The sequence below is a fragment of the Eggerthella sinensis genome (assembly GCF_003339815.1).
Taxonomy (GTDB): Bacteria; Actinomycetota; Coriobacteriia; order Coriobacteriales; family Eggerthellaceae; genus Eggerthella; species Eggerthella sinensis.
Genome location: NZ_PPTT01000033.1, coordinates 24,442 through 43,494, shown reverse-complemented (window position 1 = coordinate 43,494; position 19,053 = coordinate 24,442). Strand labels below are relative to the sequence as shown.

Annotated in this window: 14 protein-coding genes; 7 read left to right on the top strand and 7 right to left on the bottom strand. The window is 66.7% G+C overall.

Translation table 11 applies throughout. The features are described 5' to 3' along the window. Positions 1 to 55 precede the first annotated feature (55 nt). From C1876_RS14985 to C1876_RS14960, 6 genes are all read right to left on the bottom strand, one after another. Positions 56 to 1,858 (bottom strand): DEAD/DEAH box helicase, encoded by a 1,803-nt coding sequence (locus tag C1876_RS14985; RefSeq protein ID WP_114547532.1) that lies wholly within the window; start codon positions 1,856 to 1,858, stop codon positions 56 to 58. A gap of 133 nt (positions 1,859 to 1,991) precedes the next feature. Next, positions 1,992 to 2,972: a 4Fe-4S binding protein gene (locus C1876_RS14980; protein WP_114547531.1), complete on the bottom strand. Its 981-nt coding sequence runs from the start codon at positions 2,970 to 2,972 to the stop codon at positions 1,992 to 1,994. 9 nt (positions 2,973 to 2,981) lie between these two features. Further along, complete coding sequence (locus tag C1876_RS14975; protein ID WP_114547530.1) at positions 2,982 to 3,632, bottom strand: 4Fe-4S dicluster domain-containing protein; 651 nt, start codon at positions 3,630 to 3,632, stop codon at positions 2,982 to 2,984. Between the two features lie 5 nt (positions 3,633 to 3,637). Further along, the gene (locus C1876_RS14970; protein ID WP_114547529.1) at positions 3,638 to 4,351 is read right to left on the bottom strand and encodes a TorD/DmsD family molecular chaperone; all 714 of its coding nucleotides are present in this window, start codon (positions 4,349 to 4,351) and stop codon (positions 3,638 to 3,640) included. Positions 4,352 to 4,353: 2 nt separating this feature from the next. Continuing rightward, positions 4,354 to 5,082 (bottom strand): hypothetical protein, encoded by a 729-nt coding sequence (locus C1876_RS14965; protein WP_114547528.1) that lies wholly within the window; start codon positions 5,080 to 5,082, stop codon positions 4,354 to 4,356. A 210-nt stretch (positions 5,083 to 5,292) separates the two neighbouring features. Continuing rightward, entirely contained in the window at positions 5,293 to 6,204 is a 912-nt protein-coding gene (locus C1876_RS14960) for a LysR family transcriptional regulator (protein WP_114547527.1), read from the bottom strand. A 136-nt stretch (positions 6,205 to 6,340) separates the two neighbouring features. Between C1876_RS14960 and C1876_RS14955 the strand changes: the two genes are divergently transcribed. From C1876_RS14955 to C1876_RS14940, 4 genes are all read left to right on the top strand, one after another. Beyond that, on the top strand, positions 6,341 to 9,235 hold the full coding sequence (locus tag C1876_RS14955; protein WP_114547526.1) for a molybdopterin-containing oxidoreductase family protein: 2,895 nt from the start codon (positions 6,341 to 6,343) through the stop codon (positions 9,233 to 9,235). Position 9,236: 1 nt separating this feature from the next. Continuing rightward, on the top strand, positions 9,237 to 9,872 hold the full coding sequence (locus C1876_RS14950; RefSeq protein WP_114547525.1) for a 4Fe-4S dicluster domain-containing protein: 636 nt from the start codon (positions 9,237 to 9,239) through the stop codon (positions 9,870 to 9,872). After that, positions 9,872 to 10,777: a dimethyl sulfoxide reductase anchor subunit family protein gene (locus tag C1876_RS14945; protein ID WP_114547524.1), complete on the top strand. Its 906-nt coding sequence runs from the start codon at positions 9,872 to 9,874 to the stop codon at positions 10,775 to 10,777. The genes C1876_RS14950 and C1876_RS14945 overlap by 1 nt, the downstream gene beginning before the upstream one ends. Before the next feature lie 227 nt (positions 10,778 to 11,004). After that, positions 11,005 to 12,189 (top strand): 4Fe-4S binding protein, encoded by a 1,185-nt coding sequence (locus tag C1876_RS14940; protein WP_114547523.1) that lies wholly within the window; start codon positions 11,005 to 11,007, stop codon positions 12,187 to 12,189. 3 nt (positions 12,190 to 12,192) lie between these two features. On the opposite strand, the gene C1876_RS14935 is transcribed toward C1876_RS14940, so the two are convergent. Continuing rightward, on the bottom strand, positions 12,193 to 13,728 hold the full coding sequence (locus C1876_RS14935) for a helix-turn-helix transcriptional regulator (protein ID WP_158544710.1): 1,536 nt from the start codon (positions 13,726 to 13,728) through the stop codon (positions 12,193 to 12,195). Positions 13,729 to 14,016: 288 nt separating this feature from the next. Here C1876_RS14935 and C1876_RS14930 point away from each other — a divergent pair, with 288 nt between their 5' ends. From C1876_RS14930 to C1876_RS14920, 3 genes are read left to right on the top strand one after another with little or no spacing between them, the layout of a single operon-like run. Continuing rightward, positions 14,017 to 17,325: a molybdopterin-containing oxidoreductase family protein gene (locus C1876_RS14930; protein WP_114547521.1), complete on the top strand. Its 3,309-nt coding sequence runs from the start codon at positions 14,017 to 14,019 to the stop codon at positions 17,323 to 17,325. Between the two features lie 5 nt (positions 17,326 to 17,330). Next, complete coding sequence (locus C1876_RS14925; protein WP_114547520.1) at positions 17,331 to 17,990, top strand: 4Fe-4S dicluster domain-containing protein; 660 nt, start codon at positions 17,331 to 17,333, stop codon at positions 17,988 to 17,990. 3 nt (positions 17,991 to 17,993) lie between these two features. Beyond that, positions 17,994 to 18,908, top strand: coding sequence for a dimethyl sulfoxide reductase anchor subunit family protein (locus tag C1876_RS14920; protein WP_114547519.1), 915 nt, complete (start codon positions 17,994 to 17,996; stop codon positions 18,906 to 18,908). Positions 18,909 to 19,053 lie beyond the last annotated feature (145 nt).

Here is a 19,053-nt window from a genome sequence, read left to right as displayed (position 1 = left end):
GGCTGGGGAAGAGCGCGCAAGGAGGGGGCGAGGGGCACCGTGGGACTCTAGCGCTCTACCTCTCCTCCATCTCCTCCAGCAGGACGCTCTTGGATATCGTTGCCAGTCTCACTCCCTTTTTCATTCTTATGCGATTGATTTTGAGGTCGAGCAGGCCGGCTGACTCGAGGTCGATGGTGGTGCAGTAGGAGACGGCTTGTCGGGGCGCTTTGCCGGCGAGGGCGCGGGCTACCGAGGCGTCCTCGGCGAGCATGCGGGCGCGCTTTGCGGGCGGCGTCGTGTCGTCGAAGTAGGCGTGGCGGGGGAGGAAGCCGTTCATGAAGCCGGCCACCACCAGCACGTCGGGGGACAAGCCGATCATCTGGCGATACGGTACGACGGCAACGGCGTGCTCGTCGTTGAGGCAGGGGAGCATCAGGCGGGTACGCGCACGGCGCGCCATGGAGGCGGCATCGGCAGCAGCATCGGCGGCGTCGTCGAGGCACAGCGAGACGATGGCGTCGGGGGCGTGCTGCTCGGCGCCATCGGTGACGGCGCGGGCGAGCTCGTCGAGCAGCTGCGCACCTGCGAGGCCGCTCGCGTGCTCGATGAGCGCGGTTCCCGCTTGGTACGCCGCGACGACGCGCGCCATGCCCACGACGCCGTCGTCCGCTTCGGTCGCCGCAAGCGCCTCGACGAGCCCGCGGCCCTGCGCGCGCAGATGCGCGAACGCGGCGCTGTTCAGCAGGTAGTCGCCGAAGCCGCACCAGCAGCGCCACGCCGTGGCGTTGCGGGGGTCGGCCACAAGCTCGAGCGCCGTCAGCAGGCGCGCGGCCGCGCAGCGCGCGTCATCGCGCACGTCGCCGCGCAGCGCCGGCGGCTGCTCGCTCGGCAGGGCCTCCGCCGGCACGTCGCGCGCGTCAAGCGCCGCCATCAGGCCGCGCGTCCATGCAGGATGCGGCGAGGCCACTACCACGTGGGACGCGGGCACGCCCGCTTCGACGGCGTCGGACACGTAGGCGGCCACGCGCGCGAACTCGTCAGAGGGGTCGTCGCAGCTCAGAACATCGGAGGCGGCAAGCGTCCGTTCCGCAGCGCCTTCGCCCGCCGCCTCAAGTTCCACAAGCTCCGCGTTCGGATGGCGCTCCGCGAACTCGTCGAGCCCGGCGGCGTAGGGGTAGGAGTCGAACGCTTCCACGCAGGCGGTCGCATCGCCCGCCACCGCAATGCTCGTGCGGGCGACCAGTTCCGTCATCATCTGCGAAGCGCGGCTCAAGCACGAGTAGTCGTCCACGACGACATGCGCGAACGCGTGCGCCGCCCGCTCCTCGTCGCGGGAGCGTGCCTGGCGCAGAGCGCGCACCGCGAGGTTCGCCGCCTCCGGCTCGAGCACGCCGCGCATGAACGCGAGGTTCTCTTTGAGCAGCGCGTGCAGGTTCGTCTCCTGATCGGTGATGAGCCAGGCGGGGTCGTCGTCGGCGAGCTCGGTCCACGAGCGGTGGAAGAACTTGAGCATCTCGCGCAGCCGCTTCGGGCGCAGGCCGCTCACCATGAGGTCTTCGAACAGGAACTTCTCCTCGAACGGAACCAGCAGGCGCGCATCGCGACCCGTGAGGGCAACGGCGTCGGCGCCGCTCAGCACGTCGAGTGCGAACGCGCGCGGCGTGGTAACGCGCACGGCGCGCGCCGCGTCGCCCAGGCGCGCTTGCAGACGCAGCTCGAACGCGCGCGCCGCCTGCGGCGAGGCGCAGAACGCGACGACGCTCTCCGGTCCGTCGGACGCCGCGCAGGCGGCAACGCGCTCGACGAGGCGCGCGGTTTTGCCCGTGCGCGCGCTTCCGCGGAAGCGCAGCGCCTCAGGCGCAAACGTGTCAATCATGGTGGTCCTTCCCGTGCCGGTTGCAAGCAGAAGGCGGCTCGCCCCCGCAGCCCTTGCCGAGCCGCCTTCTGCTTAGAACCGTTCATGCGGGGGCCGGCCGCTGCAGCTGCGGCCGGCCCCCGACGAGGAGGGGTTAGGGTTGCGCGACGTCGATGTCGCCCGCATCGCGTTCGTCGGCCGGCAGCACGCGCGCCGCTTCCGTCGCGTGCTTCTTCGGCAGCAGCGGCATGGTGATGGCGCTGGTGGGGCAGGCGTCCACGCAGGCGCGGCACTTCGTGCATTCGCTCCACGCCGCCTCCGAAAGCTGCGGATGCCGCGGGTCGATGCCTTCGCCGCAAGCGCGGCCGCAGGCGCCGCACGTGCGGCCCTTCGCCGTTTCCAGGCACGTCGCGTCGTCGATGGTGGGCACGAACGTCCTGTTCGCCTTCGCGATGAGGCTCATGAACGCCGACAGCGGGCACAGCCGGTGACACCACTTCTTGAACAGCAGCACCTCGGCAATGAGCAGGGCCGGCACCACGATGAGCGACCACGTGACGTCGCCGTGCGCGAACAGGTTGATAACCAGCAGGATGGTGGCGAACGTCAGACCGATGGGGCACACGAGGCAGAACACCGGGAAGCCGAAGGCCACCGTGGACACGAGCGCGCCGCCCAGCACGAAGTGCCGCGCGTCGAGCGCCGCCCCCCGCTTCGCGGCACACGAGGCGCAGCCCGCGCCGTCCTTGTCGCACGAGGACGCAAGCGCCGCCGTTTCGGCCTCCGTCAGCGGCGCGGCCACGTCGGCAGCTGTCGCTTCTTCCGGTTTCTTTCCCTTCGAGAACACGCCGCGCAGCTTCTGCACGAGAGGCACGGGGCACATCCAGCCGCAGAACGCGCGGGCGAACACCACGATGAGCAGCACCATCGCCACGAGCGAGATGACGGCGCGCGGCACCATCATCTTCGAGGCCAGCATGGTGCCGAGCGCTCCCAGCGGGCACAGGATGGAGAGGTCCCCGATGCCCGGCGCCGACATGGTGCCCAATCCCACGTTCGTGACGAACCCAACCGTGATGATGACGATGATGGCTGCGGCGGTAAGGGTGCGCAGCGACTTGGAATGTTTCTTCATGCGTATCCCTTACCCTTCAACCTCGTCGAGCGGATGCACGACGATGGCGCGCGCGGTGGCGCCTTCCGAAATCGAACCGTTCTGCAGCGACACGCACACGCTCTCGCACGCGCCGCACCCGTTGCACGTGTCGGTGAGCACGATGGGGCGGTTGTTCTCGTCAAGCTCCATGGCCTCATAGGGACACGCGTCGTAGCAGAAGCGGCACCCCGTGAGCTTGTACGCCAGGCACCAATCCTGGTTGATGACCGCCTTGCCGATGATGGTGCTCTCGGCCGTGGCGTCGGCGGGCAGCTTGAGCGCCTCGGTGGGGCAGGCTTGCACGCACAGCGGTTGCCCGCCGTGCTCGTCGGCGCACCAGTCGCACCAGCTCGCGGAGAAGTCGAACGTGGGCGTGCGCATGTTCAGCACGCCGTCCTCGATATGGGCGGGGGCAATCACGTCGCGCGGGCATATCTCGTAGCATTTCTCGCAGCGGATGCACGCCGAGATGAGCCGCTCTTCGTCCTGACCGCCCGGAGGGCGTACGATGGAGTTCGACCCCACGTACTTGAGTCCGCCCAAACCCAGCATGACGGCGGCGCCTCCCGCTCCCAAACACAGCGTGCGCCTGCTCATGCCGGCTACGCGCTTCGTACTCTTCGGTGCGTTGTTCTCCATGGTTGCTACTCCTCGACCACGAGCAGGTCTTCGAGGAACAGCAGGTCGGTCTCTAAAAAGCCGTCGGTAAGGTGTGCCAGGCCGCGGTACAGATCGGTGCTGGCGAAGCGCTTCATGTCGGACGTCAGCATGGGAGACCAGGCCGCCAGGTGGTCGTCGAGGAAGTTCTTCTGCGTGGTGAGCAGCTCGAACGCCGCTTCTTCGTCGCCGCGCTCGAGCGCCTCCACCGTGCGGTTGATGAGGATCTGCTCGAATTCCAGCTCGAGGGCGATGTGGTCTTCGCCCTCCTTCCAGCTGTCCTGCTTGTCCAGCCCGCAGGCGCGGTAGATGGCCAGCACTTCGTCGCGCGCCTCCTGCATGAGCAGGCGCTTCTCGGAGGTGTATACGCTTTCGAACGGGTAGGCGGCCGAGAACGCGTCCACGCCGTGTCCGATGAACGTGCGCGTGTAATCGACGGCGAGGTCGGTCACGCTGTTGTCCCAGGTGTTGCTCAGGTACGTGGCCATGAGGCGGTAGCCCTCGTCCACGTCGGCGTTGCCCGTGTTCGCGGGGAAGCGCATGGCGCGCAGCTCGTCGAGCAGGGCGCCATCGATTTCCACGCGATACAGCCGCGAGAGCAGGCCGTACGTGGCCGCGCGCTGCTGATTGAGCTTGATGAGGTCGTGCAGGGTCGCCTCGTCGGCGGCGGGCGCGGCGGCAGGTGCGATGGTCTCGGTCATGGTTACTCCTTCTCGTCAGCGGTTGCGGGGGCGAGCCACGCCAGAGCGGCGCGGCCGACTTCGGTGGTGACCCAGGTGCTCTGCCAGATCAGCGCGCCGCACTTTTCCAGACGGTCCACGAAGTGCGGGCCGTACAGGCGCGGTTGCTGCACGAGCGGGTCGTGATCCACGGCGTCGTTGATGGAGGAGGTGGTGGCGCCGCCCTCGGCAGCGCACAGGGTGAGGATGCGCGCGTAGATGTCCTCGTACGCCGCATCCTGTTCGAGCAGTTCGCGCAGGCGTTCGAGCGGCTTGTCCGCCTCGAGCGCGCGAAGCCCCGCCTCGGTGGTGCGCCAGAAGGTTTCGAGCGGCTCGCGCGCCTCAAGGTACTCCACGCCGTCCACTACCACCGTCTGCGGCTCGAGGTCAACCTGTTCGGCGGGCTCGCCGTCGTCGGTCACGCGCTCGAGCGCTCCGGCGCGCTCGAGCAGGGTGCACAGGTTCGCGGCGCTGTATACCGAGAAGTTGTGTTTCTGCAGCTCATCGACGTGCGCGTTCACCGCGGCAACGGGCTGCGCCTCGCGGCACTGCGCCAGGATGGCAAGCAGCACGGCGCGACGCGGTGCCATGGTGGTGAGCAGCTCGTCCGTGCGTTCGTCGGCCGGCCGCTCGTCAACGCGGCTGGCGGCCTCGTGGGCCTCGTCGGTTTCGGCATGGTGTGCGAGATTGAGATTCGTGGAATCGTGAGTCATAATCGCCCCTCGTCAGACATTGTTTGCATCTACGATGCGCGCACGGCATCGCGAACCTCACCCCTGAGGCTCCTACTTTTGCAAACAATGTCCGCGTCCCGCGCGGTACGGCGCAGGGGCGGACTCCCCAATTCGGCATGATAGGCGCGCGCCGCTCACGTGTCAAGCGGGCAAAAAAACTTTGGGATGGTTGCAGCCCCCCCCCCGCCGTTACCGTTCCTGGAACAGGCGCGCTTCTTCCTCGAGCGCGGTCAGGAAGCGCGCGAGCGACTCGGGGCGCGCCCCCGTCCGGTACAGCGCATAGAACGGGAAGCAGGCATCCTCGTCCACGAAGGGAAGCACGCGGTACGCGTCGGTGAGGGGCTGCTGCTTTTGGATGGACTGCTCGAGAATCAGCAGGTTATCGGCGATGTCGAGCGTGGGAAACTCGTGGATGGACTCGAGGAACACCGAGTTGTAGATGGGCTGCACCCCATGCCGCGCGAACAGGGCGCGCGCAAGCTCGGCACCCGCGATGGAGTAGGCGCCTGCGGGCGAGAGCATCTTGCGCTGGTCGAAGTCGGCAAGCGCGATGGCGTCCTTGCGTGCGAGCGGATGGTCGTCGGCCATGATGGCCACAAGCGGGTCGTCGAAGAGGTGCAGCACCTCCACGCCCTTCGGCAGCGGCGTCTCGTGGTCGAGCATGGTGAACGCCACGTCGAGCGAGCCATCGCGCACGAGGTCGACGAACGAGCGATGGTGATCGTCGCTGTAGCGCAGCGACAACGGCTTCCCCAGCTTCTTCTGCTGTGCGGTGATGGAGCTGATGAACCCCAGAATGTGCGTGTTGAGGTACAGGCCACCCACCATGATGGGCGGGCACTGCTTGAGGTCGGCGATGCGTCGCAACGCGCGGTCGTGCGCCTCGATGATGTCGGTGGCCTCCTCGAACAGGATGCGCCCCTCGGGCGTCAGGCGCACGTGGGCGCTCGAACGAACCAGCAGTTCGGCCCCGCATTCCTTCTCCAAAGCCAGCACGTGCTTGCTCAGCGTCGATTGCGCGGTGTTCAGCTTGCGCGCGGCTTCGCTGAAGTTTCGGCAGAACACGATTTCGATGAATTCCCGCAGGTACGAAAAGTGCATGCTGTCATTCCCCCCTGGAATACGAGCTTGCAAGCATGTCGTTTGAGCATGCCCCCTCAGCTCAGTACGATGACCGCGACGGGCATCCGTCAAATAGTACAAACAAAGAGTGAACGATTCAAGTGGAGGAGGGGGAATGAAACAATTGAACTGCACGCGCCGAACGTTCGTGAAAGCCGCCGCAGTCTCGAGCGTTGCGTTGGGTGCGGCTTCGGCCGGCGCCCCGGCGGCGCTCGCGGAGGGTACGGCCGAAACGACCAGCTCGGTGCAAAAGATTCGCAGCCATTGTCGCGCCTGCGGCAAGATGGAATGCGGCACATGGGTGTGGGTGCAGGACGGTCGCGTCATCGACATCACGGGGGACGAAAGCGCCATCACGAGCCGCGGCAACCTGTGCGCGAAGGGCAAGTCCGCCATGCAGGCGCTCTACCATCCCGACCGGCTGCGCTACCCCATGAAGCGCACGAATCCGAAGGGCGAGGACCCGGGCTGGGTGCGCATCAGCTGGGACGAGGCCATCGAAGCGGGCGCGAAGGGCTTCCAGGAGAGCATCGACAAGTACGGCGGGCCGTCCATCAAATCGCTGCACGGCACGAGCCGTATCACCAGCTACGGCTCCATGATGTTCGGCTACTACGTGGGCAGCCCCAACGGCGGCTGCACGGCCGGTCAGGTGTGCAAGGGCCCGCGCTGCGAGTCCGGCGCCATGACCTGCTTCCCCGCGCACTGGACCTCGCTCAACGACGGCGTGGAAGTGTTCTTCCAGTGGGGCACGAACCAGGAGGTGTCCAACTACGACAACGCGAACCGCGTGACCGTGGACGCCCAGGTGAACGCCCGTAAGTCCATCTGCGTGGGTCCGCGCTTGCAGAACCTCGGCAAAGAGGCCGACATCTGGGTGAACCTGCGCCCCGGCACCGACGACGCGTTCGGCGTGGCTATGCTCAACGTCATCGTGAACGAGATGAAGTCCTACGACGAGCTGTTCGCGAAGAAGTGGACCGACGGCCCCTTCCTGCACGTCGCCGACCTTGATCCGAGCGGCTTCGAGTGGACCGCCGTGCTGGAAAACCAAAGCTACCCGCTGAACATCCGCACGCAGCTGCTGAAGGAGTCGGACGTGAAGGAGGGCGGCAGCCCGCAACGCTTCATGGTGTGGGACAAGAAACACGATCGTCTGACCTACTTCGATGCCGAAACGGCGCTGTGGGAAGGCGAGGGGGAGTACGTCAAGCCCACGAAGATGACGAAGCACGGCGAGGGCTACCTCGTTGAGGACCCGGGCTTCCAGGTTGACATCGACCCGGCGCTCGACGGCACCTACGAGGTGCAGCTCAAGGACGGCCGCACGGTGAAGGCCACTCCGACGTTCCAGGAATTCTGCGACCGCATTGCCGAATGGGATGTGGAGAAGACGGCCGAGCACTGCTGGGTCGATCCGAGCGTCATCCGCGAGGCGGCGCAGGAGTACGGCTGCAAGCTCATGCAGGGCGGCATCCAGTACCAGCTGGCGCTCGAGCACGCGGGCAATGCCATCCAGGCCACGCGCATCCCGCTCATCCTGTCGGCGCTCACGGGCAACCTCGACACGCCGGGCGGCAACCGCGGCGGCGAGTCGGTGCACTACCTGTACAACGTGTTCATCAACTACGCCACGCCGTTCGGCGCGCCGCAGCAAGACCCTGAGCTGCGCGCGAAGGTGGCGGGCGGCGACAAGTTCCCGCTGCTGCCGTGGTTCCAAACCATCGGCGGCGCCGCGTTCCATCACGATCAGACGAGCGCCACCGAGATGATCCTCACGGGCAAGCCGTACCCCATCCGCTCGATGATCTCCTCGACGGGCACGCACCATCACTCCGGCAACGCCACGCGCAACTGGGAGGCGTTCAAGTCGCTCGACTTCTACTGGGCCGCCGAGCTGTGGCATGCGCCCACCGTGGAGCTGGCCGACATCCTCGTGCCCGCCGCGCACTTCCTCGAAGTGGACAACCTGCGCATCTCGCAGGGCGGCGAGAGCGGCTTCGGCGCGCAGGTGGCCTGCGTGAAGCCCCTCGGCGAAGCGCGCTGGGACACCCCGCAGATCATCCAGATCCTCAAGAACATGGGCATTCCCTGGTGGCCGACGAGCGCCGAGACGGCGCCGCCGTTCTGGCCCAAGGAATGGCTCGACACGCAGTGGCCCGACGAGCAGCAGGTGAACGAGCTGGCCATCCTGCACTCCACGCACGGCATGCAGATTCCCGGCCCTGACGGCGACAAGCTGGAATTCAAGGACTGGGACGACTTCAAGCAGCAGTACCAGGAGCACGGCCAGTGGGACCTGCGCAAGGTGAGCCCCATCGGCTACTACCGCCGCCACCTGCTGGGCTACATGCGCCACGATGGCCTGCCGGGTTGGGAAACCCCCACGACGAAGTTCGAGCTGTGGTCCACCATCCTCGAGTCGTACCATCCCGGCGAACAGCTGCCGGTGGTGCGCGAGCCGCAGGAAAGCCCGTACTCCACGCCCGACGTGTACGAGGAGTACCCCATCGTCATCACGACGGGCCGCCGCATCCCCGTGTTCTTCCACAGCGAAGGCCGTCAGCAGCCCTACACCCGCGAGCAAGCGGTGGCACCGACGTTCCAGATCAACCCCGAAACGGCAGCCGATCTGGGCATCGAGCAGGGCGATTGGTGCTGGATCGAATCGCGCCGCGGCAAGGTGCGCCTTATCGCCGACCTGTTCTACGGCATCGCCCCCGGCGTGATCGAGTCCGACCATGGCTGGTGGTTCCCCGAGCTGCCCGCGCCGAGCCATGGCTGGGAGCTGTCGAACATCAACGCGCTGGTGGACGACCAGGCGCAGTGCCCCATCAGCGGCGCGACCACGCTGCGCGGGTACCTGGTGAAGGTGTACAAGGCCACGCCCGAGAACTGCCCGGACGGGAACGTGATCCCCTGCGCGCAGGAGGACGGTACGCCCATCATCGTGGAGCCCGACGACCCGCGCCTCAAGGCGTGGATGCCGATGAAGCCGGAGGAGGTGTGATATGACCCAGTATGCAATCGCCACCGACCTCAACCGCTGCGTTTCGTGTTTGGCGTGCTCGGTGTCGTGCAAGATCGTGAACAATATCGCGCCGGGCGCGTTCTGGAACAAGGTGCTGCGCATCGGCCCGAACCCCACACCCGGCGGATCGGGGCACTTCCCCGACGTGGAGATGTACTACCTGCCGGTGACCTGCCAGCACTGCGCCGATCCCGAGTGCGTGAAGGTGTGCCCGACGGGCGCCTCGCACAAGCTGGAGGACGGCACGGTGCAGGTGGACAAGGCGAAGTGCATCGGCTGCCAGTTCTGCGTCATGGCCTGCCCCTACAGCGTCCGCTACCTCAACGAGAGCGAACGCGTGGTGGAGAAGTGCACGCTGTGCGAGCAGAAGACCGCGCAGGGCGAGCTGCCCGAGTGCGTGCGTCAGTGCGGCGGCCGCGCCCGTTTCTTCGGCGACCTGGAGAAGGGCGTCGAGACGTTCGTGGGGCCGCCCGACGCCGAGGGCACGTTCCAGCCCATCACGGCGACGAGCCGGGAGTGGTCCGAGGCCGACGTGCACCATCTGCCCGACGTGGGGAACAACCCCTCCTTCGTGTACATCCTGCGCAACCGTACCTGGCAAGGAGGCGATGAGTAATGGAACTGCAGTGGCCTTTGATCATCTTCACCACGCTCGTGGCGTGGTCGGCAGGGCTCTTCGCCAGCCAGTGCGCGTTCGCGCTGAAGGGCGTGGGGAAGAAAGCCCAGATGTCGGCATGGATTGTTTCGGCGGTGCTGCTGGTGGCGGGCGGCATCGCGGTGTTCTTCCACCTGCAGCATTGGGAGCGCATCTTCAACGGCTTCGGCCATCTGACCAGCGGCATCACGCAGGAGCTCATCGCTATCGTGGTGCTGGGCATAGTGGCCGTCGTCTACCTCGTGCTGCTGCGCAAGTCCGATGACGGGGGCAGCGTGCCCGCGTGGATCGCGGTGGTGGGCATCGTGGTGTCGGCTGCGCTCGTGGCCGTCATGGCGCACTCGTACATGATGGCGGCGCGTCCGGCGTGGGATTCCGTGTTCTGGATACTCTACGTGCTGGGCAACGCCTGCGTGCTGGGCCCGGCGACGTTCGCCCTGCTTCCGGGTGCGACCTCTGCGGACGAGGACGCGGCTCTTCCCGCCTCTGTCGGCCTGTTCGCCGTGATCGGCGCCGTGGTGAATGCGGTTACCACGGCGGCGTACGCCATCGCGCTGCAGATGAGCGGCTCCGCTTTCGCCGATGTGGGACGCTCGTTCATGATGATGCATCCCATGAAGCCGGCGGTGGACGTCACGGCGGCAACCAACGTGTTCGCCGGCGAGTTCGCGCCCGTCATGTGGGTGGGCGTGCTGCTGGTAGGCGCGGTGCTTCCCCTGGCGGCCACGTTCCTGGCCTCGCGCAAGGGGAGGGGACGCTCCTCCGTCTCGCTGTGGATGGCCGTGGCTGTTGCGGCGGCGCTCGTGGGCGCGGTGTGCATGCGCGTGGTGTTCTACAGCGCCGGTACCAGCGTGTTCATGTTCTAAGCTCCCTGCGCCTTGCCCCTGCGTCGCACCTGGTCATCGGTGCGGCGTAGGGGCAGGCCAGGGATGTGCGGCAGGCTGAAAGCCTTCGCATGGGCGCGATTCGCATCCCCATACCCCTTGCAACGACGAATCGCGCCCACCCGAATGCTTTTGAACCATCGCTGCGCACGCGCGCAAAAAGGGCTATACTAGCGCGTGCAAGGGGGTGGACGAGAAAGGGTGTTGTCATGTCTCACGTGACGAATTTCTTCGGTCTGCTCGAACAACTACAGAGCGCAGACATCACGGTCCATCAGAACCGCTGCGCCGTCGTGCGCAACCGCAACGCAACGTGCATGAAGTGCGCGGAAGTGTGCACGTCCGGATGCATCTCCTACGACGATAACGAGCTGGTTATCGCGCCGGAGAAGTGCATCGGCTGCGGCACGTGCGCCACCATCTGTCCGACGTGCGCGCTCGAAGCGCATCGGCCCGACGATGCCGAGCTGCTGCAGTCGTGCCTGAGCGCGTGCGCGCAGGCCGACGGCGAGGTGATCATCGCGTGCGAGCAGCTGTTGTCGGCCGCCGAGGGCCTCTACGATCCCGAGAAGGTGGTGGGCGTGGCCTGTCTCGGCCGCGTGGAGGAGAGCCTGCTCGTGTCGCTGGCCGCGCAGGACGCCGCGCACGTGAGCCTCGTGCGGGCGAAGTGCGCGAGCTGCGCGCACGCCGTGGGGCACGACACGGCCGAGCTCGTGTGCGCAACGGCGAACACGCTGCTGGAAACCTGGAACAGCCCCCTGCGCGCGAGCATCGTGGACAAGCTTCCATCCCTCGCGCGCCTGGCGCAGGACAAGGGCTACGACGCCGGTCGGCGCGGCTTCTTCGCCACCATGAAGGGCGAGGCGAAAAACGCCGCCGTCACCACGGCCGACTATGCCGTGAAGGATGCGCTCGGCGTGGAAGAGCAGCAGGCTCCCAAGTACGTGAAGGTGACGAAGGACGGCACGCTGCCGCACTTCATCCCCCATCGTCGCGAGCGTTTGCTCGACGCGCTTGCCGCGCTCGGCGAGCCGCAGGACGTGATGATCGACACCCGCCTGTGGGGCCATGTGGTCATCGAGGCCGACGAGTGCTCGTCGTGCCAGATGTGCGCGACGTTCTGCCCGACCGGCGCCATCGCGAAGTTCAAGGAGGAGGACGGCACGTTCGGCGTGGAGCATCGCCCGAGCGCGTGCGTGAAGTGCCGCTGCTGCACCGACATCTGCCCCGAGGACGCGCTGTGGCTGTCCGACGAGGTGTTCGCCGTCGACCTGCTGTCGAATGCCGTGGAGCGCTACGAGATGAAGCCCCTCAAGAACCCTCCGGGCAACCCCCATCAAATCTACCGCAGCATGAAAGACCTCATCGGCATCGACCAAGTATACGAGCGGTAGGGACTACTCCCCGTTTGCTGTTTCCACGAGGTTCATGAGTTCTTGTTGGGTGTGGATGTCGAGCTTCTTGTAGATGTGGCGCATGTGGGTGCGGGCGGTGCCTTCGGAGATGTAGAGCTGCTCCTGGATGTAGGCGGCGTTGCGGCCCTTCGCCAGCAGAAACAGGACCTCGGTCTCCTTCTTCGACAGCAGGTAGCGGTTCGCCACCTGCTCGCAGGCGCGCTTGAAGCGCCCGGCGCGCGCCTTCTCGGGCGGCACGGGGGCGTCGGGGCTTTGGGCGCGCTCCACCATCTCGCGCACGGGGTTGTCGGACTCGCCGATGACCACGGCGCGAATCTCGCTGCCGCGGGGCAGGGTGCCGAACCCGACCACGATGCACGCAAGCGTCACGATCATGGTGCTGGGCGACCCGAGCGCGCTGCCCAGCTCGGCGATGTGGGCGGCGGCCAGGGCGCCCACGAGCGTGCCGAGCGCCAGCGAGCCGCGCCCGAAGCCGTACACGATGAACGACGTGAGGCGGAAGCGCTGCGTGATGTCGCCGTAGCTCACCCACATGGCGCCTTCGAACAGCAGGTAGCACAGCAGAAACGCGAACGTGGTGAGCGGGGTGACGTCGTCGATGAAGTACACGGCGACCAGCGCCACGGCGATGAGCGGCAGCAGGGTGCGGAACATGAAGTTGAGGTGCTGATGCTGCACGAGCATGACGGCTATCATGAGCGCGCACGCGGCGAGCGCCGCCACGCTGATGCAGGCCACCTGCACGCCGAGGTCGCCCACGAGATGCATGTCGGCGATGGCCTGCCCGCGGATGGACCCCAGCGCGAAGCCGAACAGCAGGCTGGGCGCGCAGATGCGCAGCGCGAAGGGCACCTTCTTCACCTTGAGCGTGACGGCGGCGAACTCCAGCTTGTCCACGAGCACCGAGCTGCAAAGGTACAAACACCAGCACTCCACGAAGGGCAGCAGCGCGGTGACCACGGCGTTGAGCGGGCTGAGCAGATCGAGGTTCGACACGAGGGCGAACACGACGATGCCCACCACGAGCGACAGCGCCGTCGACGTGACGATGGTGGCGATGTCGCACTGCCCGAACGACACGCCGAAGCTCATGAGCAGCACCGCCGAGCCGATGCCGGTGGCCGCGCCTCCCGCGATGATGGCGGCGAAGCCGAGCGACGTCTCCACGTCGGCCGCGCACACGAGCAGAGTGCCGCCACCGGCCAGAAACGCGCCGATGAAGCGGCTGAGCGCGCGGCGGTGCGGCGTGAACAGCAGGCGGCGCAGCATGCGCGAGCAGGTGCCGTACGTGAACAGCGATAGGACGAGGAACACGAGCGAGGCGAGGTAGAAGACGCTCGCCGAGGAGCCGGGATCGCCGGAGTTCCAGAAGAACAGCGAGCCGCCGTTGAACATGGTGAGGTACACCCATGCCCAGTGCACGCCGAATCCCACGATGAGCGGCAGCGAGAGCTTCCCCAGTGAAAACCGGTCGTCCTCGCTCACTTCCACTTTGAGTCGCGGCAGCTTGATCTCCATGATGGACGTGCCCCCTCGTCGTTTTGAACGCCCGGTTCCATCCCCGAACACCATCATAGCGCACCGGTGCGCGCTTCCCGTTTTCGCCGGCTGAATTTTGGCGGCGCTGATGGCCGTTTCCTGGGGTTATGCGAAAAATCATAGGCTCAGTATGATGCGTGGCCGGGTGGTTTTCGCCAAAAATCATAGGCGTGCTGGGAGGGTTGATGCCCCGCTGCTTCCTAGGATGGTCCCATCGTTTCAGGTAGCGGATTTGAAACGGAAGACGAGAAAGGAAGGTGGGGATCAATGGGTCAGCTTACGCTCACGCGTCGCAGCTTCATGAAGACGATGGCGGTCACGGGGGCTGCTGCGTCGCTCGCCACGGTTGCCGAGCCGATGCAAGCGCTTGGCGAAACTGTCAGCGCCACGGCGGGCGAGGTCAAGCGCATTCGCTCGTGCTGCCGCGCCTGCGGCAAGGTGGAGTGCGGCGTTTGGGTGACGGTGCAGGACGGAAAGGTCATCAAGGTTGAAGGTGACGAATCCGCGCCGCAGAGCCGCGGGCACTGCTGCTCGAAGTCGCAGTCGTCCGTGCAGGCGCTGTACCATCCCGATCGGTTGCGCTTCCCGGTGAAGCGCACGAATCCCAAGGGCGAGGACGACCCAGGCTGGGTGCGCATCACGCTCGACGAGGCGTTCGAACTGTGCGGCGAAAAGCTCAGCGAGATCAAGGCGAAGTACGGCGGAGAGTCCATCTTCGTGATGTGCGGCACGTCGCGCGTGTGGTCGCTCGGGCCCTACCAGGGCATGAAGCAGCTGTTCGGCACGCCGAACGCGCATCTCGCGTACCAGGTGTGCAAGGGCCCGCGCCACTTCGGCGGCATCCTCACCGACGAGATGGGCTCGCCGTGGATGGAAGTGGAGGCCGAGCCGTCGGTGTACGTGCAGTGGGGCACCGCGTGCGAGTATTCCAACTACGACTCCACCAACCGCACCGTCACCGACGTGGCGCATCGCGCCACGAAGCACATCGTGGTGGACCCGCGCATGACGCCGCTCGGCAAGGAAGCCGACATCTGGCTGCCCCTGCGCCCCGGCACCGACGGCGCGTTGGCGCTGTCGTGGCTCAACTGGATCATCGAGAACGAAGCCTACGACGACACCATGGTGCGCCGCTGGTCGAACGCGACGTTCTTGTTCGTCGAGGACAAGCCGTGGCTCACGGAAGGCTGGCTCGCGGAGGGCAACGGCGGCGTGGAGATGAAGACGCGCCTGCTCACCGAGGCCGACCTCAAGGAGGACGGCAAGTACCAGCGCTTCATGGTATGGGACGAGGCGAACGAGCGCCTGACGTACTGGGACGCCGAGCTGAGCAGGTGGGAGGGCGAGGAGCACCGCATTCCCACCACGGGCACGTGGATCGAGCATCCCTACAAGCCGCTCGTGGCCGACGCGTGGCTGCCCGACCAGTCGTCCTTCGCCGATCCGGCCACCGAGCCCGACCGCTTCCCCGACGGCTCCGAGGAGTGCAACCCCAAGGGATTGCCGAAGAAGCCCGCGCTGCTGCCCGGCGCCGTCGAAGTGACGCTGCGCGACGGCTCCGTGCACCAGGCGCGCACCGTGTGGGACGCGTTCCACGAGATGACGAGCACGTACTCGATGGAGAAGACCGAGGAGATCACCGGCGTTCCCGCGGACAGGAGCGAGGAAGCCGTGCGCACGTGGACGACGCGCGTGAACCCGCTGCACGGCAACGGCGGCCTGCACTTCCAGCTGGCCACCGACCAGAACGGCAACTCCATCCAGAACATCCGCGCGCTGCAGATCATGAGCTGCATCACCGGCAACTCCGATGAACCCGCCGGCAACCGCGGCTCGTCGAAGGCGCAGTTCGACGGCAACCCCGGCCGCTCCAACATGCAGGCCGGCGCGCCCTACGGCGACGCCGCCAAGACGTGGGAAGGCCGCGATGTGGATCTCGAGGGCCTGGCGAAGAAGATGCAGGACTTCGTGCAGTACCTCATCGACAACGACTCGCCGCTGGCCGAGCGCTACGGCAACAAGGTGCCCACCGACGCCGAGGCCCTCGTCATCGCCAAGCGCATGGGCGGCGCGTTCCGTACGTCGCAGGCGTGGCCGAACCCCACCACGGTGTTCGAGCGCCAGGCGAACGAGGTGGACGCCGAGCGCTTCCCCCTCAACCGCTACTGGGCGCGCTGGGCCGACGCCAACACTATCTGGGACGGCTGCCTCGACAACAACGTGCCGTACCAGCTGCACGCGGGCGTGTGCCAGTCGGGCGACTTCATGAACATGGGCAACATCGACGTGGCGTGGGAAGCGCTCACGAAGCTCGACTTCTTCACCGACATCAACCTGTGGTTCTGCCCGAACAACGGCAACGCCGACGTCATCTTCCCGTGCTACCACTGGCTGGAAGTGGATACGACGCGCGTGAGCCAGGGCGCGGGCGGCTTCTTCGGTTGCGGGTGCGCCGCGGTGGAGGCGCCGGGCGAGTGCATCTACGACCCCGACTGGAACGTGGGCATGTACAAGGCCATGGGCGTGCCGTGGAACACGAAGGACGAATCCGCAGAGCCGTCCGACCTGTTCAACTTCGGCGAGAAGACCGACTACCGGTGGCCCAGCCGCAGCCGCGTGCTCAAGGACAACGTGGACCAGTGGAAGACCGCCGAGTTCCCCGACGGCCCCACGTGGGAGCAGGCCAAGGAGCATTTCCAGGAGCACGGCTGGATGGACTGCCGCGACTGGCATCCCGAGCGCTGGGGCACGTACCGTCGTCACGAGATGGGCTGGCGTCGTCAGCAAGGCGGCTTCAACCTGTACCCGCTCGTGGACGATCATCCGGGCTTCATGACGCCCTCGGGCCTCATCGAAATCTGGTCCATCGTGTGCGAGGCGTACCTGGGCGACGAGGACAAGTTCCCCGTGTACCGCGAGCCCACGAACTCGCCGGTGACCACGCCGGAGTACTTCGATGCGGGCATGGTGGATCAGATCGACGCCTCCAAGCTGCTCAACGACGACTATCCCGCCTCGTTGCAGGAGCACGCGGACGCCACGTTCCTCATGACCACCGGCGCGCGCCAGCCCGTGTACTTCCACTCCGAGCACCGGCAGCTGCCGTGGTGCCGCGAGCTGTGGCCGGCACCGCGTTTGGAGATGAACCCGAACGACGCCGCGCGCCTGGGCCTCGAGCAGGGCGATTGGGTGTGGATCGAAAGCCCGTGGGGCAAGGTGCGCGAAGTGCTCGACCTGTACTACGGCATCAGCAAGGGCGTGGTGAACGCGAACCACGCGTGGTGGTACCCCGAGATGGACACCGCGAGCCATGGGTTCGAGCAGGTGAACATCAACTGCGTCATGGACCCCTACGGGCAGGACGTGGTGTGCGGCGCGGCCACGATGCGCTCGGTGCCGGTGCTCGTGTACAAGGCGACGGCGGAGAACTCGCCGCACGGCAACCCGCAGCCGTGCGACCCGGATGGCAACCCGGTCATCTGCGACGCGAGCGACCCGCGTTTGAAGGAATGGATGGGCACGGGCATGCGCGCCCGCGTCCAAGGTGAAGATGCGTGGACGGGAGAGGGGGCGTAAAGGAAATGACGCAGTATGCAATCATCACCGATCTGAACCGGTGCGTCGGCTGCCTGGCCTGCACGGTGGCGTGCAAGGTGGCCAACGGCGTGAACGTCGGATCGTTCTGGATCAAAACGTTGCGCATCGGGCCGAATCCGAAGGAAGGCGGCAGCGGCGACTGGCCCGACGTGGAGATGTACTTTCTCCCCGTGCAGTGCCAGCACTGCTCCGACCCCGAGTGCGTGAAGGTGTGTCCGACGGGCGCCTCGCAGAAGATGGCCGACGGTACGGTGCAAATTGACAAGTCGAAGTGCATCGGCTGCCAGTTCTGTGCGATGAGCTGCCCCTATAACGTGCGTTACCTCAACGAGGAAGAGCGCGTGGTGGAGAAGTGCACCCTGTGCGAGCAGAAGGTGGCGCAGGGCGAGCTGCCGCAGTGCGTGGCGCAGTGCGGATCGCGCGCCCGCTTCTTCGGCGACCTCGAGCAGGGCGTCGACGGCTTCGAAGCGCCGGCGCACCCGAGCGAGCTCTCGTGCGGATACGACGACATGCAAGCGACGCGCGTGACGCTGAAGGACTACGTCGAGCCCTATACCGAGGCCGACATCCATCATCTGCCCGACGTCGGCAATGGACCGGAGCTCATGTACCTCCTGCGCTCCGACCGAAAGTGGAGGGGGTAAGCTATGGAACTCCAATGGCCCTTGATCCTGTTCACCACCCTGGTGGCCTGGTCCGCCGGCCTGTTCGGCGCGCAGGCCGTGGCCGTGCTGCGCGGCGGCGGAGGCCGCGCGCAGATGCCGGCGCTCGTATCCTCCGTGGCGCTGCTGGCCGCGGGCGGCATCGCGGTGTTCTTCCACCTGCAGCACTGGGAGCGCATCTTCAACGGCTTCGGGCACCTGACGAGCGGCATCACCCAGGAGCTGATCGCCGTCGTCGTGTTCGTCGTCGTGGCCGTGGCGTACTTCGTCATGCTGCGGAAGTCGAGCGACGGCACCGTGCCGAAGTGGCTGGCCGTCTGCGCCGTGGTCATCGCGCTGGTCACCTCCGCCGTGTGCGCCCACAGCTACACCATGGCCGCGCGTCCCGCCTGGGACTCCCTGCTCGAGGTCCTCTCCCTGGTAGGAGCCTCCTGCGTGATGGGCCCCGCGACCTACGCTTTGCTCTCCTCCTTCATGGCTGCAGGGGGAGCGGGGGACCAACCTGCTGAGCGCGCAGCCGAAGCCGGGGCCGGTGCGGGTCTCCTCGCCCTTCCCGCCCTGGTCGGCGCGCTCGTCAACGCCGTGACCGCTACGGCCTACGCCGCCTTCCTCCAGCTCTCCGGCTCCTCCTTCGCCGACGTCGGCCTCTACTTCGATCCGACGCACCCCACGAAGGCCATGGCCGACGCCGCCGCGGCCGTCGCCTCCCAGGCGCCCCTGCTGTGGGTCGGCGCCGTGGCCGTGGGCGCCCTGGTCCCGCTGGCCGCCTGCTTCCTCGGCCGCAGGTCCGGCAACTGGAAGCTCTGGGGGACGGTGGCCCTGGCCGCCGCGCTGATCGGCGCCGTCTGCCTCAGGATTGCCTTCTACAACCTGGGCCTGAGCGTCTTCATGTTCTACTAGGTGGCCTTCCGCCCCCTACTCCCCACCTTGCGCCCGCGGAACCCCTCCCATTCCGCAAGACCCCCCGCGGGCGCAATTGGGGGGGGGAGCCCCGCCTACTTCCTGCGCCCGCGGAATCCCTCTCATTCCGCAAGACCCCCTGCGG

What these genes read in the sequence shown, in the direction of transcription:
- C1876_RS14980 (WP_114547531.1), bottom strand. Translation starts at nt 2,972, where the DNA reads ATGAAGAAACATTCCAAGTCGCTGCGCACCCTTACCGCCGCAGCCATC.
- C1876_RS14925 (WP_114547520.1), top strand. Translation starts at nt 17,331, where the DNA reads ATGACGCAGTATGCAATCATCACCGATCTGAACCGGTGCGTCGGCTGC.
- C1876_RS14970 (WP_114547529.1), bottom strand. Translation starts at nt 4,351, where the DNA reads ATGACCGAGACCATCGCACCTGCCGCCGCGCCCGCCGCCGACGAGGCG.
- C1876_RS14955 (WP_114547526.1), top strand. Translation starts at nt 6,341, where the DNA reads ATGAAACAATTGAACTGCACGCGCCGAACGTTCGTGAAAGCCGCCGCA.
- C1876_RS14945 (WP_114547524.1), top strand. Translation starts at nt 9,872, where the DNA reads ATGGAACTGCAGTGGCCTTTGATCATCTTCACCACGCTCGTGGCGTGG.
- C1876_RS14975 (WP_114547530.1), bottom strand. Translation starts at nt 3,632, where the DNA reads ATGGAGAACAACGCACCGAAGAGTACGAAGCGCGTAGCCGGCATGAGC.
- C1876_RS14935 (WP_158544710.1), bottom strand. Translation starts at nt 13,728, where the DNA reads ATGGAGATCAAGCTGCCGCGACTCAAAGTGGAAGTGAGCGAGGACGAC.
- C1876_RS14960 (WP_114547527.1), bottom strand. Translation starts at nt 6,204, where the DNA reads ATGCACTTTTCGTACCTGCGGGAATTCATCGAAATCGTGTTCTGCCGA.
- C1876_RS14940 (WP_114547523.1), top strand. Translation starts at nt 11,005, where the DNA reads ATGTCTCACGTGACGAATTTCTTCGGTCTGCTCGAACAACTACAGAGC.
- C1876_RS14985 (WP_114547532.1), bottom strand. Translation starts at nt 1,858, where the DNA reads ATGATTGACACGTTTGCGCCTGAGGCGCTGCGCTTCCGCGGAAGCGCG.
- C1876_RS14965 (WP_114547528.1), bottom strand. Translation starts at nt 5,082, where the DNA reads ATGACTCACGATTCCACGAATCTCAATCTCGCACACCATGCCGAAACC.
- C1876_RS14920 (WP_114547519.1), top strand. Translation starts at nt 17,994, where the DNA reads ATGGAACTCCAATGGCCCTTGATCCTGTTCACCACCCTGGTGGCCTGG.
- C1876_RS14930 (WP_114547521.1), top strand. Translation starts at nt 14,017, where the DNA reads ATGGGTCAGCTTACGCTCACGCGTCGCAGCTTCATGAAGACGATGGCG.
- C1876_RS14950 (WP_114547525.1), top strand. Translation starts at nt 9,237, where the DNA reads ATGACCCAGTATGCAATCGCCACCGACCTCAACCGCTGCGTTTCGTGT.